Here is a 21,950-nt window from a genome sequence, read left to right on the forward strand (position 1 = left end):
TACCATCACTTTTTATTTTTATTTATTATTCTATTTTTTTCTTCAGTATTTCGGCATTTGGCCATTAAACCTTCAGCCTGCGAACCCTCTACCTTCAACTTACCTCAATTTCAATGTTACTATAGTCATAATCGCTAGCATAATTCCGATAATCCAGAAGCGGGTAACAATTTTAGCTTCGTGATATCCTTTTTTCTGGTAGTGGTGGTGCAAGGGCGACATCAGGAAGATCCTGCGCCCTTCTCCAAATTTCTTCTTGGTATATTTGAAGTAAGAAACCTGCATAATCACCGACACCAGTTCTACCAGGAAGATTCCACATAAAATCGGAATCAACAGCTCTTTGCGAATCATGATGGCAAATGAGGCAATGATTCCCCCAATAGCCAAACTTCCGGTATCACCCATAAAAATCTGTGCTGGGTAAGAGTTGTACCAAAGAAAACCTACACACGCACCAACAAAGGATCCGGCAAAAATCATCAGCTCGGCAGAGTTTGGGATATACATAATATTGAGGTAATCGGCCATAATGGTATTACCCGATACATAAGCCAAAATACCGAGAGTGATCCCTATTACTGCCGAAGTTCCGGTAGCTAGACCATCAATCCCATCGGTAATGTTTGCCCCGTTCGATACCGCTGTAATGATAAACACCGTTACAATCAGGAAGATGAAAAATGCATATTTCTGGTAATCAGCCCCCAAAAACTTCAATACCTTTGCATAATCGAACTCATTGTTCTTATAAAAAGGTATATTGGTTTTAGTCGATTTTACATCTTGTGTATAATAAAAGGTTTCTCCTTTCTGGCGCAATACCATCGGAACTGTAGAAGTGCTTTTAACATTATCCTGCACGGTTTCTCTTACCACAATATTGGGATGAAAATACATGGTGGTGCCGACAATTAAGCCCAAACCAACCTGACCGACAACTTTGAAACGACCTGCTAAACCTTCCTTATTTTTTTTGAATACTTTAATATAATCATCCAAAAACCCGATTGCCCCCATCCAGATGGTCGTAATAATCATCAGGATGACGTAGATATTGGAAATATTGGCAAACAACAAGGTAGGGATAAGAATACCCAGTAAAATAATGATACCACCCATTGTTGGCGTACCTTGTTTTTGCATCTGGCCTTCTAAACCCAAATTCCTTACGGTTTCTCCAACCTGTTTTTGATGTAAATAATCAATTAACCTACGACCGTAGACGGTGGTGATGACCAAAGAAAGAATAATGGAGATGGATGCACGGAAAGTGATGTACTGAAACAACCTTAACCCAGGTATATCATAATGCTTATGCAGGTATTCGAATAATAAATATAACATTAGCTGATTGGTTTTAATTGTTCAAGTAAAATCTCTTTATCATCAAAATGGTTCCTTACGCCATTAATCTCCTGGTATTTTTCATGTCCTTTACCCGCTACAAGAATAATATCTCCTGGTTGCGCTAAATGAAAGGCCGTTTTTATAGCTTCTTTTCTGTCTAAAATGGATAATGTTTTACGCTTATTTGTGGGCGAAACGCCGGCTTCCATATCGTTAATGATGGTTTGGGCATCTTCTGTACGTGGATTATCGGAAGTTAGGATCACCTTGTCGCTCCAATCGCAGGCTACCTGCGCCATAATTGGACGCTTGGTTTTGTCGCGGTCTCCACCACAGCCAATTACGGTAATTACCTGCTCGGTTCCTTTGCGGATATTGGCAATGGTACTTAATACATTCTGAACAGCATCCGGCGTATGCGCATAATCTACAATACCAATAATCTTATCAGCAGAAGTGATGTAATCAAACCTTCCTTCAGCACCTGATAAGCGGCTCAGCATCGTCAGCACCTTTAATTTATCCTGCTCCAATAAAATTGCAGTTCCATAAACAGCCAATAAGTTATAGGCATTAAAAGAGCCTACCAACTTAAAGTAAACATCCTCATTATCGATATCTAAGTGCAAGCCACTAAACTGGTTTTCAATAATTTTCGCTTTGAAATCGGCGAGTTGTTTAAGGGCATAGCTCTTTTTATGTGCCTTGGTATTCTGCAACATCACCATGCCGTTTTTATCGTCGATATTGGTCAGTGCAAATGCCGTTTTAGGCAACATATCAAAAAATGCCTTTTTGGCTTTCAGATAAGCATCAAAAGTTTTATGAAAATCTAAATGGTCATGCGTTAAATTCGAAAACACTCCACCCGAGAAAGCTAAGCCTTCAATCCGGTGTTGTGCTACTGCATGCGAACTCACTTCCATGAAACAATAATCACAACCTGCATTTACCATATCCCTTAAAAGTTGATTTAAGGCAATTGGGTTCGGTGTAGTATGTGTAGCAGGTACAACAGTATCATGAATATAATTCTCTACGGTTGATAAAAGACCTGTTTTATAACCTAAATCTTTAAATAATTTAAAAAGAATGGTCGCGATGGTGGTCTTTCCGTTTGTTCCGGTAATACCGATCAGTTTTAAATCTGCTGATGGATTTCCAAAATAATTACCGGCCATGATCCCTAAAGCCACCGAAGTATTTTCTACTTTAACATAGGTTACGATATAATCATCAATCTCTGGCAGGTTCTCACACACAATTACCCCTGCGCCTTGCTGAACGGTCTGCTCAATAAACTGATGCCCGTCAGCCAAAGTACCCACTATCGCAAAAAAGATATCATCTTTACCTACCTTACGCGAATCGAAATTCAGGCCATTGATTTGCCTATCGGTTTTACCAACCAATTCTTTAATCGTTACGCCGTAAAGTAAATCTTGTAATTGCATTCCTTTTAATTATTGAATGATTGAATTAGAGCATGATAGAATGCGGCTAAAGCCTGTAACATTTATCATTCAAATTCTCTCATTTATCATTTATTTATTTTTAGTATCAGGTATTTAGAATCAAGTATCAAGACCTTAAACCCTACTCCCAAAACCTTCTACCTTAATTCAACTCTATCTGTACACCTAATCCTTTGCCCACTTTTGTACCAGCAGCTATAGACTGACTGATTACTTTGCCAGATCCTAAAACTTTTGTTTTTAAACCAGCATTACCTAAAAGATATAAGGCATCTTTCAGCCCCATCCCTGCAACATTCGGCATTACACCTTTGCGCTCGTTATTTTCCTGAAAAATTGTTCCCGCACTGGTATCTATAATATTGTAATACTCGGATTTAGAAGCGAAAAGCGGTTTGAATCCAAGTGCTTTATATACTTTCTGAGTTGCTTTACTCTGTCCGGCTTTTGTTGGCGGCGTTCCGGTGTTACCAACCAAACGCGTAGGCACATCATTATACATCTGCATGTCGCTGGCGTAAATCCGGTCAGAAATTTCCCTAAACACCGGCCCCGAAACCGTAGCGCCATAATAAGCGCCCTTTGGATCGTTAATTACTACGATCAAGGAATACTTAGGCTTATCAGCCGGAAAATACCCTACAAAAGAAGCCTGATATTGCTTATTAGCTTTATAGCCTTTGTTCGCATCAGCCACCTGGGCGGTACCCGTTTTACCAGCAATCGGATATAATGGATTATAAACCACCTGCTTTCCACTACCTTCTGTTACCACTCCTTCAAGCATTTTCTTAATTTTACTCAGCGTAACATCCGAACAGATTTTATCATTAATCACCCTTGCTTTGAACTGCTCGATCGGGTTGCCTAACCGTCTGATCTCTTTTACGAAAATCGGCTGCACCATCTTGCCATTATTAGCTACTGCATTATACAGGGTCAGCATTTTTAATGGCGTTAGCTGCATTTCATAACCATAAGCCATTTGAGGAAGGGTCATGTTTTTGTTCCAGCTTTTGTTTGTTTTAGGATTTTTAACCACTGGCATTGCCTCACCAGGAATCTGTAGATCCATTTTTTTATTCAGATGCCAATCATACAAGTGATCGGTAAATTTTATCGGATCGCCACCATAATGCATATTGATCAGCTTTGCAATTGCAGCATTGGAAGACGTTTCAAAGGCTTTTTTTGCGGTAACCGTTTCAATTTTTGGATGTGAATCTGTGATCAATTTTCCTGGAATCTGGTAATAACCAGTTCCGATCATCGTATTGGTATCGATCAGTTTATCTTCTAAAAGCGCCATATAAGAAGCCAGTTTAAAAGTTGAACCCGGATCCTGATTACCGGCGATAGCATAATTAAACTTTTCTTTATATACCCCTTCTTCTACCTTAGAGAAATTGGCTACTGCACGGATTTCGCCGGTTGCAACCTCCATCAATATCACAGTACCGTGATCGGCTTGCGATTTGATCAGCTGCTTTTCTAGCGCGCTCTGCGCCAGATCCTGCATATTTACATCAATAGTCGAGATAATATCAGCACCATCTTTTGGCGCAACCTCTGCTTCTTCATTCACCGGAATATAAACCCCGCCGGCAATGCGCTGCATAAGTCTTTTTCCGGTTTCGCCATTGATATATTCTTTATAAGCACCTTCTAAACCTACCCCGTTTGCCACATTTTCGTTTTTATAACCGATGGTACGGGCAGCCAAAGCCTGAAAAGGAAGAATCCTTTTATTTTGTTGCACAGCGATTAAACCACCACTGAACTTACCAATATTATAAAGCGGAAAAGTTCTGATCGTTTTAAGATCAGCATAACCTACTTTACGGTGAATTAATAAATAACGTGCGCTATCCTGGCGACCTTTACGCAAGTAACGGGCATATTCTTTAGCGGTTTTATCCTGAAAAATCTGCGATAATTTATATCCCAGCGAATCTACTTTTTCATTAAACACCTTATCATCTGCAATACCGCCGGCGAACATATCCATACGCAGCTCGTACTCTGGTATAGATGTAGCCAGCAAACTACCATCGTTAGAATAAATATTCCCACGGGTAGCTTCCACATTTACATAACGCGTAGAAAGACTATCTGCCATAGCTTTCCATTTTTTTCCTTGTACAAACTGCACCTGACCGAGGCGTAAAAACACCGCGAAAGCAAAAAGCACAATTAAGCCAAATGCCAGATATACACGAAGCAAGATGTTTGCTCTAATATTCATCGCTTTTAACAATTATTTTTTTTGGTGGTTCAATCAGTTCTTTTATTCCAAGGGTATCAACCTTTTTAGCAACCTCCGTCAATTTACTCTTGAACATCAGGTCGGCTTTAAGGGACTTATACTCCCATCTTAATTCTTTTACTTCTTTATTTAATTTATCAATACGGCGTACATTGTTTACAGCAAAATGGCTATTGGCGATATAAATCATCCCTAAAAAAGCCAGGAAGCACAAATAAGGCAAAGCATCGGTTGCCGCCTCTTTACTTACCAACCCATCATTAAAAAGCTTACTAATGAAGGAGTTACTATCCATTTTCTCTTCAGCAGTTTTTGGCCTTTTGGGCGCAGCTTTTAACTCTGGCTCAGGTCCAACTTCCTCCTCTTCTATCTCCTCCCTAAACCTGTTCATATTTTTTCTGCAATCCTAAGTTTCGCACTGCGGGCACGATTGTTTTGCGCAATCTCCTCATCAGTTGCCACAATCGCTTTACGTGTAATTACATTAAATGGCTTTTGTTGATTTCCGAAGAAATCTTTTTCTACTTCACCCTGAAATTTTCCTTTCGCCATGAAGTTTTTTACTGGCCTGTCTTCTAATGAATGATAAGACATGACCACCAAATGACCGCCAGGCTTTAACACCTCTGCAGCTTGTTGTAAAAAATCTTCAAGCACCTGAATTTCTGCGTTAACCTCTATCCTAAGCGCCTGGAAAACCTGCGCCAGGTATTTATTTTCTTTTCCTTTGGGGATATAACCAGATATAGCTGATTTAAGGCTGTTGATATCAGTAAAAGGCTGCTCTAAACGCGCAGTTACAATAGCACGCGCTAATGATTTCGCATTTTTAACCTCACCGTAAATTCCAAATATTTTATGCAGCTTATCTTCAGAATAGGTATTCAATATTTCGGCAGCAGTTAAATTGCGGTGCTGATCCATGCGCATATCCAAATCGGCGTTATGACGGATTGAAAATCCACGTTCCGGCACATCAAACTGATGAGAAGAAACCCCCAAATCAGCCAGAATACCATCAACCCGCCTAAAACCTTTTAAACGGAGATTATTTCTTAGAAAACCAAAATTCTGGTCGATAAAAATAAAACGATCATCAGCAGGAACATTTGCCTGTGCGTCAGGATCCTGATCGAAAGCGATTAACCTTCCATTTGGACCCAGATGTTTTAAAATTTCTTTAGAATGACCGCCACCACCAAAGGTTACATCAACATAAACCCCATCAGGCTTAATATTTAAACCATCAATACAAGGCTGCAACATCACAGGCACATGATAATTACTCTCCATCGCCCCCTCCTTTTTTATCACCCATTACCTTTTGGGCAAGGCTGGCAAAATTAGCCGGCACATCATCAAAAATATCTTCGTAAGATTTTTTATCCCAAACCTCAATACGATCTAACTGACAGGCCAAAACCAGATCACTACCAATACCTGCATAATCAACCAGTGATTTCGGTAAAAGCACCCTGCCAGCAGCATCAAGCGAAATCTCAGTTGCGCCACGCGTAAAAGCCCTTACAAAAGCGCGGTTTTCCTGATCGTAAATATTAAGCTTAGACAGATCGGCTACAACAGCATCCCAAACTTTTTTTGGATAGATGACCAGGTTTTTTTCAAATCCACGGTTAATGATCAACCCTTCTTTCTCAGATTCAGGCAATTGCTTCTTAAGCGCAGCAGGCACCATAAGGCGGCCCTTTGCGTCAAGTTTACAATCGAATTCTCCTAAAAGTTGGGTCATAGTGGTATCTACACTTTTTATCTAGTGTAAAAGTAAATAGTTCTACCACTTTTTACCACTTTTTACCACAAAAAAGTTTTCCACATCTTTTTTGTTACAATTATGGCCTCTCAATATAGCTACAATAAGCTTAGGTATGCAATACAAAAACCACTAACAACTGATAATAAGCAGGTTAAAAAATAATTATATCAAAGTGTTACGTTCGCCCATTTTTCAAATAAAACCCAAACAACACTAAAAATGAGCGCCTTAATAATTGATATTATTCGCTAGGTGTATCAAATTTGATCCCTCATTCGCACGCTTACAATTAAACCCAATAAACAAAAAGCATTTCGAGAAATTAGGTAAACAGAAGAAGAGAGCTATTGCCTGGTTTAACTTATTCGCTTACCTGACTTATTTATTATTTAGACTTATTAAATATAATTTGCACAGCAACGATTAAAATGATTTCTTTGTGATATATACAAGCTAACTAATTATAGAAGCATAAAGCGCTCAAAAATGAAATCAGAACCGAATTCTAAAAAACTGAACTGGGCTAAGCACCAAAAAAGATGGTTTGGTAAATGGCATCTTTACCTTGGCATTATTGCTGGGGCAATTGTTGCATTTGTTGGTCTTACAGGTAGTATTCTAGTTTTTCAGGATGAGATTGACAGGGCCCTGAATCCGGATTTATTTAAGGTGACCGCGCAAATGCAAAAGATACCGGTGGAAGATATTATGCCACTTATAAAAAAAAACTACCCTAAGCTAAAAATTGATTACCTGATGCTAAATAACTTCAAAAATCCTAATGAAGCTTATAGCGTGCTGAATTTAACAAGTAATGAAGAAACTTTTATTAATCCCTATACCGGAAAAATAGGCGGCAAAAGAATTCATACCAGTTCTTTTATTCATGTGGTTACCGAGTTGCACCGAACATTGCTGATTCCGGTAGCCGGTAGGTATATCTGCGGACTTGCCTCACTCTGCCTTTTGATCCTGACCATTTCGGGTCTGCGTTTATGGATTCCGAAAAAATGGAAGCAATTAAAATCAGCGCTCACAGTAAGGTTTAGCGGATCATTTAAGCGGCAAAATTTCGATTGGCACAATTCGCTGGGCTTTTATTCCTCTCCTATTGTGGCAATATTGAGCCTTACCGGGTTTTCTATTACTTTTTCTACGCTCGTTATTCCATTGCTGTTTTTACTCAGCGGAAAATCGCCTCAGGGAGTTGCCCAACTCTTAGGTGCCAAATCAGCATGGCATGCACAGGCAATACCCCTTCCGTTAACCCAGATTGTTGCTGCAGTAAAGGAAAAAATGCCTGAAGGTTATATTGGCGGAATAGCCTTTCCAGCGAATAAAACAGGGACTTACCGTTTAGATATCCTGAGCGGAAACCTGCCTAAACAGGGAAAAAGAGAAATGTTGGTTATTGATCAATATACGGGTAAAGTTCTGTTGAATAGCCGCAGGGATTTTCCAAATGTTGGCAATGCCTACCTGGGTTGGCTAACACCGATCCATTATGGCAGTTTCGGTGGCCGGCCAACACAGGTTATTGCACTTATTGCCGGGTTAATGCCTTTGGCGCTTTTTATTACCGGATTTATCATCTGGTGGCCGCGTTATCAAAAGCAAAAAAGAGGTAAAAAGCATAAAAAACATCAGCCAGCTTTAGAGGAAGCATCGGAAACTTCGTTAACTGAAAAAGAATTAAAACCTGCGAAAATTAAAATGCCACTTCCTAAACCAGGCAAATATTTTGCAATCAATTTTAAATCGGGACTAAAATATGCTTTGATTATCCTTCCGATTAGTTTTGTGATGGGCGCGCTATATGGTCTGCCTTCTGGAATTATTATTCAGCCAGCCGTTTTTGTAGTGGCTTTTAGCTGCGTGATGGTCTGTTTAAATTTTATTTGCGCTTTGTTATCTGAAATGTTCAATATTCTATTTTTACTTCCTTTTAAAAAGGGAAGCCATAAGGTAACACGATATTTTGCACTGTCAACCGCGTTTTTAGTCTGTTATTTAGCTGTATATATTGTATTACTCAATACAGGATTGGAAGTTTTTTAGGCAATATAGAACAACCTACCTCAAGTAGAAAATACACCATTTAAACAAAAAGGCCTTGCAAATGATTTCGCAAGGCCTTTAAAACGTATGATTATCGCTTATCCATTAATGGCTTTAACGCCTGGTAATTCTTTACCCTCCATATATTCGAGTAAAGCACCGCCACCGGTAGAAACATAACTTACTTCATCTTCCATACCAAATTTAGCAATCGCCGCAGCCGAATCGCCACCACCGATCAATGAAAAAGCACCGTTATCTTTAGTAGCTGCTACAACTGCATCAGCCACAGCTTTAGTTCCTACCTGGAAACTTTCCATTTCGAAAACACCCATAGGTCCATTCCATAATAAAGTTTTAGAGTTTTTAATTACATCCTGGAATAATTCAGCCGTTTTCGGACCGATGTCTAATCCCATCCAGTCTGCAGGAATCTGTCCTGAAGTAACATCTTTCTTATCGGCATCATTTGCAAATTTATCTGCAATTACGGTATCTACAGGTAAAATCAGGTTTACTCCTTTTGCTTTCGCTTTCTCAATCAGTTCTAAAGAAAGTTCTTGTTTATCAGCTTCTAACAATGATGTGCCGATCTCTCCACCTTGTGCTTTAGCAAAAGTGTAAGCCATACCACCACCAATAATCAAGTTATCTACCTTATCTAACAATTTCTCGATCAAAAGAATTTTGTCAGATACTTTAGCACCGCCCATAATGGCTGTGAAAGGTCTTTCTGCGTGATTTAGAATTTTTTCTGCATTTTCTACTTCCGAGGCCATTAAATAACCGAAATATTTGGCATCTGGAAAAAACTGGGCAATAATTGAAGTGGAAGCATGTGCACGGTGCGCCGTTCCAAATGCATCGTTTACATAAACATCGCCTAATTTTGACAACTTTTCTGCAAAGGCCACATCGCCTTTTTCTTCTTCTTTGTAAAAACGAAGGTTTTCTAACAACAAAACTTCACCTGGTTTTAAGTCAGCTGCTTGTTTTACTGCACTTTCGCCAATACAATCGTCAGCAAACTTAACGTCTACACCAACAAGGGCAGATAAATCAGATAAGATATGTTTTAAAGAATATTTATCTGTAGGGCCGTCTTTTGGGCGACCTAAGTGCGACATTAAAATAACGGCACCGCCATCTTTTAAAATTTTGGTAATGGTAGGTAATGCTGCCCTGATTCTTTTATCGTCGGTAATTTTAAATTCATCATCCAAAGGCACGTTAAAATCTACCCTGATTAATGCTTTTTTATCTTTAAAGTCAAATTGGTCAATGGTGTTCATGTTCAATTATTTTTGATTTAAGTTTAATTTCATTTCGTAATGGAAACCGATGCCGGGGATATCAAATTCCGGCGATTCGGTAGTGAAGCCTATTTTTTTATAAAATGCCGCCGCTGTTGAGCGGGCGTTGCACCATAAATAATCGGTTTTATATTCTTTTAAGTATTCGATAGCAAAGGTAACCAGTGCTGCACCGTATCCCCTGCCGCCTTCATCGGGATGCGTAGCCATGCCGCGTAACTGATAGCCTTCACCTTCATCCGGGAAAAAATCGTTACGCATAAATGTGGCAATAGATTTTATTCCGCCATCTTTTAAAAAACCCAGGTGAAAGGTATCGTAGGACAGGTCGCCTTCAAAAACGCAGACTTCGAATGGTTTGCCATTCCGCAAAACCAGGCTTCTTAAAGGTAGAACTTCTTCAGGAAGAATAAATTTGACCATATTTTAATTATCATCAGATGACACCCAAAACGGGATATTGCCACTACTTGCACCGAGAACGTTTGCAAAGTTAATAAAGCAATTGAAACACGCTAATATTAATGGATAGAAAGTACTGCAAATTTGATGTGAACACGATTTAACTGACTTTCATAGCTGATGCGGCCATTAAATGCATATCACATCAAACAGACTTCCGATTTACTTGTTGCTTACTAAAGAAAGAGTTCAATAAGTAACAGATTGAATTGTAAATTTAATATAGACAAAGTGAAAGAAGAAAATATAAAAACAGCAGCCAGGATATTATTGGGCGCAGGTTTAATAACTGCCGGAATTGGACACTTAACTTTTGCGCGCAAACCTTTCCAGGCACAGGTACCAAATTGGGTACCTTTAAAAAAAGACGATACCGTTGTCTATTCGGGTTTTGTTGAAATTGCATTAGGCACCGCATTGGTATTAGCACCTAAGAAACATGAAGCTTTGATAGGCAAAATTGCCGCAGGCTTATTTGTTAGTGTTTTCCCGGGAAACATTGCCCAATACACCAATAAAAGAAGTGCTTTTGGCCTTAATACAGATAGTAAACGCCTATTGCGCCTGTTTTTTCAGCCTGCGCTGGTTTATTGGGCATTAAAATCAACCCAAAAGCCCTAAATTAATTTGCAGTAAGCGCGTCTATTTTTTTCACTACATCGATTAAACGGCTACTATAACCATATTCGTTATCGTACCAACCCACTACTTTAACGAGATCGCCAACAATTGATGTTAATAGCGAATCGAATATACACGAATGTGGATTATTGATAATATCAATCGAAACAATGGGATCTTCAGTATACTGAATAAGGTCTTTCAATTCATTTTCGGCCGCATATTTAAAAGCCGAATTAATTTCTTCGATGGTGGTTTTCCTTTTTAACAGGCAGGTAAAATCGGTTAAAGATCCGTTTAAAACCGGAACCCTGATGCCTGCCCCACCCAAACGGCCATCCAATTCGGGAAAAATATGTGTAATGGCTTTTGCTGCTCCCGTTGTTGTAGGAATGATGGAAGATGAAGCTGCCCTTGCCCTACGCAGATCTTTATGGTTGGCATCATGCAAATTCTGATCTCCGGTCATGGAATGGATGGTGGTAATATAACCTTCCTCAACGCCCCAATGATCATTCAAAATTTTAATCATGGGCGCAATATTATTCGTTGTACAGCTGGCATTAGATAACACAGGACTTTTTAAATCAATCTGATTGTCATTTACGCCCAATACCACCATGGGAATATCTTCGGCAGCCGGAGCAGAAATCAAGACCTGTTTTGCGCCCGAAGCCAGGTGTTTTTCGGCTGACACTCTTGTTAGATTTCTGCCGGTACAATCAACCACTAAATCTACACGTAATGCAGACCATGGCAACTCATCAGCTGCTGCAATAGCAAAAACCGGAATCGAAAGGTTATCAATCACCAATGCATCGGGCTTAGCCGCAACATTACCGGAAAAAACACCATGAACACTATCATATTTAAACAAATGTGCCATTGTTTTTGCCTCTGCAAGATCGTTAATGGCCACCACATCGAAGCCTTCAGCTAATGCCAAGCGTAAAAATGTTCTTCCTATTCTACCAAAACCATTTATTGCCAGCCTCATGATTATAAAAATTAGAGCGCAAAATTAGTATTAATTTGCCATAATGAAAGAGGAAACCAGAAGATGGAGATGCGATGATAAAAAGATCAGATGCTTTCAATCAAAACCGTAGCGATTTAAGGCCTGTTTTTAATAAATAACCAAATTAATGTCTTCTCCTTTTCAGCAGGATCAAGGTAAGCGATGTATTTAACATCACACAAAGACCGATTATAAGAAAAATGAGCATGAAATTTCCGAAATGCTGAAGCAAAATGGTTGCTGCGATTACGGCAAGGTTAAATCCGGCAGTAGAAACTACAATCAGGCTGGCTTTAAGACCTAACCGCTCTAAACGGTGATGGATATGGTTGCGGTCTCCTTTAAAAGGAGAATGCCCTTTTAAAATACGGATGGTAAACACCCTCAGAGAGTCGAAAATTGGCACAATTAATATGGATACTGCTATTGCAGGTGCAGAATAAAAGGCAGGTTTACTTCCCGGTGTAAATTTATTGAGCTCGATAAATTTAATGGCCAGTGCAGCAGAAATAAGCCCAATGATAAGAGCACCGGTATCGCCCATAAATATTTTAGCCGGAAACCAATTATACTTTAAAAAGCCTGCAATAGCGCCTGCCAGGGCAAAGGAAATGAGTGCATAAGGAACCTGGCCCATCCAGGAAAATAAAATACCAAATATCAGACTTGTTAATATGCCAATGCCGCCAGCCAAACCATCTATACCGTCAATCAAATTGAAAGCATTATTCAAGAAAATAATCAATGCGATCGAAAAAAGACTTCCCCATAGTGGCGCCATATCGCCTATGCCCAATACACCATATAGACTGGTTAAACGAAAAGCGCCAAAAATTACCAGAATAAAGGCCACTACAATCTGCAGGGTAAATTTTGTTTTGGTATTGGTACCGTAAACATCATCTTTTAGCCCAAGTGCTGAAAGGATAATACAGGATGCAATTAAAGCATTAGCCTCTTTAAAATTGATTATGGCAGAAAAAAGCAGGATGCTCACGGTAAAACTGCCTACAATAGCCAAGCCACCTAAACGGGAAACATTACGTTTATGGTTTTTACGGTAAAGATCGTTTTTATCAAAAAGACCATATTTTAACGAAGTATAAATTACACTTGGAATACTGATGATCACGGCGGAAAAGGCCAGAATAAATATGACAATATAGAAATAGTGTGGATCGGTATTTAGAATATCGTTAAGCAAAGCATGATGACTTAAGATACAAATATAGGTAATGTACCCATAAATCAGTGTTGATATATCTTTAATATGACATAAGTCAATTAGATAGCCCTTATCGTGATACTGTCGCATCTCCCCGGTAAATCATCGTTGCAAAAAGGAATTTTCAGCCGACGGCTTGACCCAATCTTAAGGAAAATTTTTCTATGGCAGGAAACTTAGTAAAGCATTAAAACTGGCGGAGTTTACTCAGCTTTTTCCTTATCACTACGTAAAGCGGGTAAGATACACCATTTCTTTTCAGGGCTTTATAATCATTAACAAAGGCAGCTATTCTGCTAATTAAAGAGCCATTACTTACACCCCCCGTACGCATATTTACCATTAATACAGGCATATGTATCGCTTCTATTTTATGGGTATAAAAGTAACGCAATACCAATTCATAATCTGCAACGGTACCTAAATCCAGGGAATAATCACCGTTTTTTTCAAACAACGATCTTTTCAAATACAGCGTAGGGTGTGCAGGCATCCAACCTTTTTTAAGATCTGCGTATACATGCTGCTTTGATTTCCACGTTCGGATAATATGATGCGCTGTAGGATGAATGTAATTGAGGTCGCCATAAAGCCCATTTATTTCTGGCCGGTTGATAAAGGTTTTAGCTACCGCAGCCAGCACATCAGTTCCTGCAAACAGATCGTCAGCGTTTAAAATCCCTACCACTTCTCCTGTCGCTTTTCCAATGCCTTTATTTAGGGCATCATATAAACCTTTATCTTTTTCTGAAACAAAATAATCAATGATAGATCGGTTTTCTTGAATAATTTCCAACGTTCTGTCTGTCGAGCCCCCGTCGATTACAATATATTCTATATCAGCATAAGTTTGTGCCCTTACAGAATTAAAACACTCTTGCAAAAAGGTGTCACCATTATAAACGACTGTGATGAGGGATATTTTCATTGTTAACCGGGATTTGCAGCTTTTAATATCACAAAGCCGAAACCTGGGTAAATATAAAAATTAAGGAACGATACGCAGAAGAGATCTGTAAAGAAAATGCTAATAAATTAGCTTAAAGTATATCTCTTTTTCTAATCATGAATATACCGAAGAGACTGGCAGCTGCACCAAAAAACCAGCTATACCGGTCGAGGTCGCATTGAACCATTGTGAATATTCCCTCTTGTCCTGTAACAGTTGCTGCTCCCGCCCCTGTACACATTAGCCCAGCTACATTTATAGTTCCGAAACAGACTGTGCAGGGTGCAGTTGAAGCAGATGTCCAACTGCAATAGTTATTAGAAAGTACTGCCGAGGAAGAACTACTATAAAGTCTAAATCCTGCTAATGAAGAATAATTTGTATAAACTTTATTATCAGGAAGTAAGCAACCAGAAGCAGACCCCTGAGCAAATACATTCAGGGCATTTAAAGAAAACAATAATATGACAAACAGGCATCTTTTCATTTCATATCGATATAGATTCGATATAAAATTAGTAAGCTTCTATTGTGGATTCGTTGTTCCTTTTGTTCAAGATATGCCGCTAAGCTACGCCATTTTTAAATGACGCTGTTTATACAAAATATTTGTTGAATAAAGTCCAAACAACAGCATAAGTAATCAAACATTCATTTAGTTCAGCAAAGGAACCGTAAGAATTGAATATTACAACTGTATTAATTTGAAGATTAGAATTATCTAATTCTAAAGAACCAATTATTTGTTTCGTAAAACAATAAGAACAAGTAATACTGATGCGAGATATAGTATCCCAATTGAATCATCCAAAGCAACATTACATTGCTTAAAATTACTATAATTGATAGTTCCTAAATTACCCTGATATATTCTACCACCCATATTAATAAAGCAAGTACCTCCACGGGGAGTCCATACAAAGGGATTATTAGGGTTAATTTCATTACATCGGCATTTTGGTATGTGCCATTAATTACACCAGCAACATTGTCATAATAAGGAAATTTTAAACCCCAACCCCTACCGAGGTAGGTAGCATCTTTCAAATAGTGTGTATAAAACTTATTATTCAAATACCTAAAAACACGCGTAATTGGGACCCGGATTGCCAGCAAACAGATTAAAGGAACAGATAAAAAACTAACGTAAAAAACTTTTTTCGCTGGTTAATTAAATAATATATAAATGAATTGCTTAATTGAAAAAAAGAGGTTCAGAACCCACAGAAATCAATCTAACTACAACTACAAAATTATTATTTTTAAGCACCGAATAAAATGAACAATGTGTAAATATCTCCTAAGGAAACGCCAAAAAACAAAAGCAAATGGGTTTCAAAAACCAAACCAGAACGATCAGCCCAGTTGCTCATTGACGTAAGTGCCATTGAAAAACCTAACTCTACAAAAGTAACGAGCATCACAAAAATCTCCAAGATTATTTGGATAAAAAGCTGTATTGTTATTAATAGTGCATGCTACTATATCAGCAATTATGATACATGAAGTTACTATCGCAGATAACTATAACTACATTCGTTGGTTCAATATTAGTGGTCAAGTTGCTGTTTAACTTTCCAAAAGCCAAAAAGGCCAAGTGGGAAAAGCATAAATATAATATTCTGATCAACCGGGAGATTGTTGGTAGGTGCATTACACGAATAATTTGGATCTGCATCAGCATAATATGCAGGATCGTTATATCTGTAGGCTACCTCCTCACTACCTTCGGCACCACCGCTATTACTAACATAATTAGCAGAAAAGGAAGACGCTGTTCCACACCTGCCACTATAAGTTGCTGTAATCTCATTAGCGGCATTATAAGGTACGCTGGAATTAGATGCGGCAACGTATCGGCTACCCGCGGGATATACATTGATATAGCCACACCTATAACCGGCGTAGCCATTTCCTGTAATGATTGGTACCATGGTAGAAGAGTTGGAACTATAAACCCTTACAGATAGATTTGGATCACCATTATAAGTTGCTGTTCCTAAAAACTGTGTAGCCACAGAATTCCCCAAATTGCAGCCTTTTCCCGTAATTTGAGCTAATAACGGATTAAAAAAAGATCCTGAAACAAGGATCGAAACGGACAATAAAAACTTCATAAAAACATTATGTAGTATTTTTTATACTACAATATTCCGCAAATATTGTAAATTAATCCGTGATAAATATTGCGTTAAATAGTCTGATTTTATGATCAGACATTAAAAAGATAGACAATAAAGTTACTTACCCGTGCAAATTGTTACAAAAATCCTGGCTATGGGGTGTTTAAAGGGATATTTTGAAAAATGAATCGATGGCACGACCTGTGATTGATATATTGACATTTATCATCAACTAAATAAACAGTCGGTATAAAATTGCACAACAGTACTGCCATTTTAATCTCAATTGGATGAGCACTTATAGATATTTTGATTTCATAATGTAGTTGACCTGGGTCAAAAAATACCTCCTAATCGAAGCGAAAAAATTTTTATATCAAATTTCAAGATAGCTTTGCGTGCAAACATCAATCAGCCGTACACCTATTATTAATTTCAGATGCGTATTTTTTTTAATCTAGCTCTTATATCCCTCTTTTTATCTTTTTTACACGTCTCTATTTGTTTTGCTTCAATACCCGTTTCTTCAGTACCGCCCCCACCTCAAGGCTGTTTAGTCGGATCAAGGATGTACACACGCTATTTACGTAATGTATATGTATATGATGCCAACAACGCCAATAATGTGAATGAGTACCGCTATATCTTCGGTTCAGACTATTCCGTTCCACAATCATGTATCAGTGGGGGAAACGTATTTTCCGGACCTGGCCCAAGTGGTTCCGGGAACGTTCAGATTGGATGTGACCTGGATAAAACAGATTATGCATCTACAGTGCATAACCCATCTTACGAAAATTTCACCGTAAACTGCCCGTTAGATGATTCTATCGGCTTTTTGTTATTGTCCTCAATTGCATTAATACCTTTTTATTTAAAACGAATGAAGCAAGATGCATCGGATTTAACGCAAATGACCGAATAAATAGATATCTTTAAATAGCGGGTTTATTAGTCGGGTTTGTGTTAATAATAGTTAACCAGTATGCAACTATCTACTCGAAGAATCATAACCGGTTTTAAAATTGACATCAGTTATACATCATTCACAAATGATACGCAGAAATACTTTCAGGTTGATCTATGTCAATTTAAAAACTGCTTTAGAGTCGATTCAGTACATTAATAAATTTTTCATATTGAAAGATAAAAAACGAAAGATATTGTTGATGAGGAAGATAATGACTTATACGGTTAAAAAAATCAAATACTTTGCTCCACTGCTTTTATCATGTAATGAGAAGCCTTTAGTTCTATATTGATTTTTTTTAAGCATCTTTAACATTTATTTTTGCTTGTGTGCTCCCAAGCTTCATTTACATTCTGATTAAAACGATGATCTCAACAAAAATAATTTTAAAATTTCTCTGTTTTTTATCTATTGGCATTGTGCTTACCAGCTGTGCCGCCAGAAAAGAGCATAGTCTGTTTAACGCGCCAACCGATGTAGTTACTGATACCATTAAACAGGTTTATGTAGTAAATGATCAGGGGATTAGTGATGCCTATTATAAAATAAAGGTGAATGACCAATTGGCCATCCGAAACTTGCAAAATAAGGAATTTGGGGCAACGGCTACAGCCAACAGTAGTACAATCAGTAACCAGGCGGCAAGTGGCTCTATTAACAACACCCTTTCTTATTTAGTTGATGTAGATGGTAAAGTTAATCTTCCTGCTATCGGAAAAGTTGAGGTATTAGGCCTTAGCAGACGGGAAGCCGCTATAAAAATACAGGACTTATATGCCAAAAAATTACTTCGTGATCCTATAATAGAGCTCAGTGTGGTAAATTTGAAAGTTACTTTATTGGGAGAATTTAGCAGACAGGGAAATTTTTTATTGGAACGCGAAAATACTACCTTAATTGATATCATCGGCGAAGCTGGAGGCATTAACAAAACAGCAGACCCTAAAACCCTTAAAATTATTCGCGGTGATCGAAGCCACCCAGAAATCATCTATGTTAATCTGAACGACATTAACAGCTTAGCAAGCAAAAAATTGGTGCTGCAGAATAATGATATTATTGTACTACAACAAACCAAGGGCGCGGCATTGAGCGAAAAGTTAACAAGCGTAAATAACATTGTGCAACCTTTTCTTGTAGTAGTTAACCTGGCCGTATTAATCTTTACCCTTACCCGCTAATGGATCAAACTACACCAATCGAAAATAGAAAGTTAGCGAGCCAGACCATTAACTATTGGAAAATTTTATTGATTTTTCTAAGTAGGTGGTATTGGGTAGCCGGCACAGTGCTGATCAGTTTTGTACTGGCCTGGTTGTATGTACGAAGCATTACCCCAATCTATATCACTTCAGCGTCCTTGAAGTTAGATGGCGGCCAGCAGCAGCAAATGGCCTCATTACCCGGATCTGCAACAAATTACAGTCCCTTTAATCAAAATCAGATCCAAACCGAAGGCATTATTATGCGCTCGGAAGATGTGATTATGAATGCTTTAAAAAACCTGAATTATAAAATCAGTTACTATTCAGAAGGAAGGGTACGGGTAACAGAACTTTACCCGAAACAGCCTTTTCAGGTTGATATTCTTGCCCAAGATTCGGTCAATTTCAGTAGAGCTACCTATTCTGTTAAGCATATAGACCGCCAAACCTTTGAGTTATCAAGTAGCGATGACAATAATAAGAATATCAAAAAATACCGTTATGGACAAGCGATCAATGCAGGAAATATGATATTTACCGTTAAAACCGAAATCCCTGCAAAGGGAAATTATAGTTTCAAATTTAACGGAATCAGGGATTTATATGGCAGGGCTGCCGGCGGGTTAAATGTATTTGAGCAAGAGAAAAACACCAATATTATGGGTGTTACCCATACCGATAGCAATCCTGTTTTTTCTGCTGATGTACTCAACGAGATCATTAAACAATATGTTAAGAATGATGCCACGCTTAAAAAACGATCGGCCAAACAAACAATAGATTATCTGGATAGCCAGATCGAATTTTTAGATGCACAGGTACATAAAGCAGGCAACAAGCTTTCTACTTTTCAAAGTGACAATAAACTCATTGACCCCAATACCGATAAGCAATTGGGAAGTTCTAAACTGAGCAACCTACAAAACCAGATTGCAGAATTACAACTTCAGGAACTTGGCATCCAACAATTAGAAACCCAGGTTAAAAATAATAAAGAACGGATACAGCTTAACCTAAATTTAGAGGGTACAAACAGTACACTGCTAACTGGTTTAATTACACAACTTAACGAGCTTATTATTAGTCGGGAAAATAAATTACAGAACTTTAATACTGATGCTCAACCCATAAAAGATATTAACCGGCAAATTACTGAAGTAAAGCAGGCCATTGTAACTAACATTCGTTTACTACACGAGCGTAATCAAAAAACAATCAGTTACGTTAAAGGGCAAATTGGCCAGGCTAACCAAGCTTTGGGTAGTATTCCTGCCAAACAAAATGATTTCACCAAACTGCAGAGTAATTTCGACATCAACCAACGGATGTTTTCGATGTTATTTGAACGAAAACTCTCCGCTCAGATTAGTTCCGCAGCAGTAATTTCAGGTGCCACTATTATCAGTTTAGCACAGCCATCTTTTTTTCCTATTTCTCCGGTACCAAAGAAAATTTATTCTTCTTACCTGTTTATGGGCCTGTTTATCGGCTTAGGTTTAATCCTATTGGTTAGAATATTAAACCCTTATCTGTATGACATCGAAACGATTGAGGGCCTAACGGCAACACCTATTATAGGGGTAATTTTAAAATATCCTAAGAAAGTGCAGCTGGGCGAGAGTGTTTTATCAATAGAACGTCCCAAATCTATATTTGCCGAATCGGTCAGGTCTGTAAGGACAAATCTGAGTTTTATGGCCAGCGATCAGGATACCAAGGTAATCTGTGTTACTTCTGAAGTTTCAGGAGAAGGAAAATCATTCGTCAGTTTAAATCTCGCTGGCACGCTATCCATTATAGATAAAAAAGTGATTCTGATTGCAGCAGATTTGCGAAAATCCAAACTTCACTATGCCTTTGGTTCTGACAATCATATTGGTTTAAGTAATTATCTTTCAAAACAGGCCAATTTATCTGATATTATATTTACAGATGAAAGGCACAATATCGATTATATCACTTCTGGGCCTGTACCTCCAAATCCTTCAGAACTGCTCCATCACAAATCAATGGCAACGCTGATCGAAAAACTTAGGGAAAGTTACGAGTACATCATTATTGATACTGCTCCGGTTGGCTTGGTTTCAGATTCTGTACCACTCATCCGAAAAGCTGATATCAATCTCTTTATTATCCGTTCGGGCGTTTCCAAATTCAGGGCAGCTACCATTCCCGATCGTTTATCAAAAGAATATGGCCTTAACAATATTGCTATTATCCTAAATTCATTTGGTGATGAAAAATTACATGCAAATATTTATACCACCAATTACGCACATAGCAATACCGGAACATACTATTATTCCAATTATACAGGATATGGGAACAGTGGCTATTATGATGATGAGAAAAGGTGGTGGGAATTTTGGAAGAAAAAGGGTTAGATGGCAAATTATTTAGTGCATTAACAGTTAAAAGGCGCAAATATTAAAAAGATTTAGGATAAGGTTAAGCCAAATGATAGATCAAAATTACAGGTGGTATCCGGTTTATACACATTCAAGAGCAGAAAAAAAAGCGAATGGAGAACTGAACAGGAAGGGAATTCAAACTTATTTACCACTTAAAAAGGCAGTTAAGCAATGGAGCGACCGTAAAAAAATCGTTGAGGAGCCCTTGATTAAATCTTATCTATTTGTGTATATTTCGGCGAGAGAATATGCGGAAGTTTTGATGACCAATGGTGTTGCCAGATTTATTTATTTCGCTAACCGAATTGCTTCTATTCCCGAACAACAAATCCATGACCTTAAGCTCTTGCTCGCTACAGAAGCTGATCTGGAACTGATAGATTATGACATTAAACCAGGGGAAAGCGTTTTAATTAAGGCCGGCCCCTTTAAAGGGATTAGGGCCGAGTTGGTATCGGTACATAATAAACAACGTATTATTTTACGTTTACAGGATATGGGTTATTCGATAAATATTAATACATCTATAGCTTTCATAGCGCCACTTTAGTGACGGAAGATTGAAGTTGTGAGATAGGTTAACAGTAAGAATAACAGATCATCATAAGCTGATGTATAATGCTCAGCTTAATTTATAAAAACAGCTTAATTGGTCGTATTTTAAAAACAAAATGTGACTGAAGAGGCGAAGCTGTACCAAGTACAGAACAGGCAGTTTAAATCCGTACAA

The 21,950-nt window shown here is 38.2% G+C and carries 19 protein-coding genes; 6 read left to right on the forward strand and 13 right to left on the reverse strand.

Features of this window, described 5'->3' with window-relative positions; genetic code table 11:
- Nucleotides 1–99: 99 nt before the first annotated feature.
- The 6 genes from mraY to mraZ form a co-directional block, all read right to left on the reverse strand.
- Nucleotides 100–1,347: a phospho-N-acetylmuramoyl-pentapeptide-transferase gene (gene mraY, locus BLR60_RS09690; RefSeq protein ID WP_090499210.1), complete on the reverse strand. Its 1,248-nt coding sequence runs from the start codon at nt 1,345–1,347 to the stop codon at nt 100–102.
- Entirely contained in the window at nt 1,347–2,804 is a 1,458-nt protein-coding gene (locus BLR60_RS09695; RefSeq protein ID WP_090499212.1) for a UDP-N-acetylmuramoyl-L-alanyl-D-glutamate--2,6-diaminopimelate ligase, read from the reverse strand. The genes mraY and BLR60_RS09695 overlap by 1 nt, the downstream gene beginning before the upstream one ends.
- A 163-nt stretch (nt 2,805–2,967) precedes the next feature.
- Nucleotides 2,968–5,070, reverse strand: a complete 2,103-nt coding sequence (locus BLR60_RS09700; protein WP_090499214.1) for a penicillin-binding protein — start codon at nt 5,068–5,070, stop codon at nt 2,968–2,970.
- Nucleotides 5,060–5,482 (reverse strand): FtsL-like putative cell division protein, encoded by a 423-nt coding sequence (locus BLR60_RS09705; RefSeq protein ID WP_090499216.1) that lies wholly within the window; start codon nt 5,480–5,482, stop codon nt 5,060–5,062. The genes BLR60_RS09700 and BLR60_RS09705 overlap by 11 nt, the downstream gene beginning before the upstream one ends.
- Nucleotides 5,479–6,384, reverse strand: a complete 906-nt coding sequence (gene rsmH, locus BLR60_RS09710) for a 16S rRNA (cytosine(1402)-N(4))-methyltransferase RsmH (protein ID WP_090499218.1) — start codon at nt 6,382–6,384, stop codon at nt 5,479–5,481. Before rsmH ends, BLR60_RS09705 begins: the two co-directional genes overlap by 4 nt.
- Nucleotides 6,374–6,841, reverse strand: coding sequence for a division/cell wall cluster transcriptional repressor MraZ (gene mraZ, locus BLR60_RS09715; protein WP_090499220.1), 468 nt, complete (start codon nt 6,839–6,841; stop codon nt 6,374–6,376). The genes rsmH and mraZ overlap by 11 nt, the downstream gene beginning before the upstream one ends.
- 510 nt (nt 6,842–7,351) lie before the next feature.
- On the opposite strand from mraZ, the gene BLR60_RS09720 reads away from it, so the two are divergent.
- Entirely contained in the window at nt 7,352–8,923 is a 1,572-nt protein-coding gene (locus BLR60_RS09720; protein ID WP_090499222.1) for a PepSY-associated TM helix domain-containing protein, read from the forward strand.
- A gap of 98 nt (nt 8,924–9,021) precedes the next feature.
- Here the strand turns inward: BLR60_RS09720 and BLR60_RS09725 are convergent, their stop codons facing one another.
- Together BLR60_RS09725 and BLR60_RS09730 are read right to left on the reverse strand one after the other, a co-directional pair.
- The gene (locus tag BLR60_RS09725; RefSeq protein ID WP_090499224.1) at nt 9,022–10,215 is read right to left on the reverse strand and encodes a phosphoglycerate kinase; all 1,194 of its coding nucleotides are present in this window, start codon (nt 10,213–10,215) and stop codon (nt 9,022–9,024) included.
- Nucleotides 10,216–10,221: 6 nt separating this feature from the next.
- Nucleotides 10,222–10,659, reverse strand: coding sequence for a GNAT family N-acetyltransferase (locus BLR60_RS09730; RefSeq protein ID WP_090499225.1), 438 nt, complete (start codon nt 10,657–10,659; stop codon nt 10,222–10,224).
- 270 nt (nt 10,660–10,929) lie between these two features.
- On the opposite strand from BLR60_RS09730, the gene BLR60_RS09735 reads away from it, so the two are divergent.
- Nucleotides 10,930–11,319 (forward strand): DoxX family protein, encoded by a 390-nt coding sequence (locus BLR60_RS09735; RefSeq protein WP_090499227.1) that lies wholly within the window; start codon nt 10,930–10,932, stop codon nt 11,317–11,319.
- Nucleotide 11,320: 1 nt separating this feature from the next.
- Here the strand turns inward: BLR60_RS09735 and gap are convergent, their stop codons facing one another.
- The 5 genes from gap to BLR60_RS09765 all read right to left on the reverse strand — a co-directional run bounded on the left by gap (nt 11,321) and on the right by BLR60_RS09765 (nt 16,628).
- The gene (gene gap, locus BLR60_RS09740; RefSeq protein WP_208600612.1) at nt 11,321–12,316 is read right to left on the reverse strand and encodes a type I glyceraldehyde-3-phosphate dehydrogenase; all 996 of its coding nucleotides are present in this window, start codon (nt 12,314–12,316) and stop codon (nt 11,321–11,323) included.
- Nucleotides 12,317–12,461: 145 nt separating this feature from the next.
- Nucleotides 12,462–13,652 carry an MraY family glycosyltransferase gene (locus BLR60_RS09745; protein ID WP_090499231.1) on the reverse strand — a complete coding sequence of 397 codons (1,191 nt, stop codon included), beginning with the start codon at nt 13,650–13,652 and terminating at the stop codon, nt 12,462–12,464.
- A gap of 97 nt (nt 13,653–13,749) precedes the next feature.
- Complete coding sequence (locus BLR60_RS09750) at nt 13,750–14,490, reverse strand: glycosyltransferase family 2 protein (RefSeq protein WP_090499233.1); 741 nt, start codon at nt 14,488–14,490, stop codon at nt 13,750–13,752.
- A gap of 873 nt (nt 14,491–15,363) precedes the next feature.
- Entirely contained in the window at nt 15,364–15,558 is a 195-nt protein-coding gene (locus BLR60_RS09760) for a hypothetical protein (RefSeq protein ID WP_090499237.1), read from the reverse strand.
- Nucleotides 15,559–16,061: 503 nt separating this feature from the next.
- Nucleotides 16,062–16,628: a hypothetical protein gene (locus tag BLR60_RS09765; protein WP_090499238.1), complete on the reverse strand. Its 567-nt coding sequence runs from the start codon at nt 16,626–16,628 to the stop codon at nt 16,062–16,064.
- 574 nt (nt 16,629–17,202) lie between these two features.
- Here BLR60_RS09765 and BLR60_RS09770 point away from each other — a divergent pair.
- From BLR60_RS09770 to BLR60_RS09785, 4 genes are all read left to right on the forward strand, one after another.
- Entirely contained in the window at nt 17,203–17,559 is a 357-nt protein-coding gene (locus BLR60_RS09770) for a hypothetical protein (RefSeq protein ID WP_090499240.1), read from the forward strand.
- A gap of 410 nt (nt 17,560–17,969) precedes the next feature.
- The gene (locus BLR60_RS09775) at nt 17,970–18,785 is read left to right on the forward strand and encodes a polysaccharide biosynthesis/export family protein (RefSeq protein WP_090499242.1); all 816 of its coding nucleotides are present in this window, start codon (nt 17,970–17,972) and stop codon (nt 18,783–18,785) included.
- Nucleotides 18,785–21,193, forward strand: coding sequence for a GumC family protein (locus BLR60_RS09780; RefSeq protein WP_090499244.1), 2,409 nt, complete (start codon nt 18,785–18,787; stop codon nt 21,191–21,193). Before BLR60_RS09775 ends, BLR60_RS09780 begins: the two co-directional genes overlap by 1 nt.
- 73 nt (nt 21,194–21,266) lie before the next feature.
- Nucleotides 21,267–21,770 carry a UpxY family transcription antiterminator gene (locus tag BLR60_RS09785; RefSeq protein ID WP_090499246.1) on the forward strand — a complete coding sequence of 168 codons (504 nt, stop codon included), beginning with the start codon at nt 21,267–21,269 and terminating at the stop codon, nt 21,768–21,770.
- The last annotated feature ends 180 nt before the right edge of the window (nt 21,771–21,950 follow it).

Source organism: Pedobacter terrae (genome assembly GCF_900100705.1).
GTDB classification, from domain to species: domain Bacteria; phylum Bacteroidota; class Bacteroidia; order Sphingobacteriales; family Sphingobacteriaceae; genus Pedobacter; species Pedobacter terrae.

Coding starts and splice junctions, on each gene's coding strand:
- mraY (WP_090499210.1), bottom strand. CDS start 1,347: ATGTTATATTTATTATTCGAATACCTGCATAAGCATTATGATATACCT.
- BLR60_RS09695 (WP_090499212.1), bottom strand. CDS start 2,804: ATGCAATTACAAGATTTACTTTACGGCGTAACGATTAAAGAATTGGTT.
- BLR60_RS09700 (WP_090499214.1), bottom strand. CDS start 5,070: ATGAATATTAGAGCAAACATCTTGCTTCGTGTATATCTGGCATTTGGC.
- BLR60_RS09705 (WP_090499216.1), bottom strand. CDS start 5,482: ATGAACAGGTTTAGGGAGGAGATAGAAGAGGAGGAAGTTGGACCTGAG.
- rsmH (WP_090499218.1), bottom strand. CDS start 6,384: ATGGAGAGTAATTATCATGTGCCTGTGATGTTGCAGCCTTGTATTGAT.
- mraZ (WP_090499220.1), bottom strand. CDS start 6,841: ATGACCCAACTTTTAGGAGAATTCGATTGTAAACTTGACGCAAAGGGC.
- BLR60_RS09720 (WP_090499222.1), top strand. CDS start 7,352: ATGAAATCAGAACCGAATTCTAAAAAACTGAACTGGGCTAAGCACCAA.
- BLR60_RS09725 (WP_090499224.1), bottom strand. CDS start 10,215: ATGAACACCATTGACCAATTTGACTTTAAAGATAAAAAAGCATTAATC.
- BLR60_RS09730 (WP_090499225.1), bottom strand. CDS start 10,659: ATGGTCAAATTTATTCTTCCTGAAGAAGTTCTACCTTTAAGAAGCCTG.
- gap (WP_208600612.1), bottom strand. CDS start 12,316: ATGAGGCTGGCAATAAATGGTTTTGGTAGAATAGGAAGAACATTTTTA.
- BLR60_RS09745 (WP_090499231.1), bottom strand. CDS start 13,652: ATGCGACAGTATCACGATAAGGGCTATCTAATTGACTTATGTCATATT.
- BLR60_RS09750 (WP_090499233.1), bottom strand. CDS start 14,490: ATGAAAATATCCCTCATCACAGTCGTTTATAATGGTGACACCTTTTTG.
- BLR60_RS09765 (WP_090499238.1), bottom strand. CDS start 16,628: ATGAAGTTTTTATTGTCCGTTTCGATCCTTGTTTCAGGATCTTTTTTT.
- BLR60_RS09770 (WP_090499240.1), top strand. CDS start 17,203: ATGTACACACGCTATTTACGTAATGTATATGTATATGATGCCAACAAC.
- BLR60_RS09775 (WP_090499242.1), top strand. CDS start 17,970: ATGATCTCAACAAAAATAATTTTAAAATTTCTCTGTTTTTTATCTATT.
- BLR60_RS09780 (WP_090499244.1), top strand. CDS start 18,785: ATGGATCAAACTACACCAATCGAAAATAGAAAGTTAGCGAGCCAGACC.
- BLR60_RS09785 (WP_090499246.1), top strand. CDS start 21,267: ATGATAGATCAAAATTACAGGTGGTATCCGGTTTATACACATTCAAGA.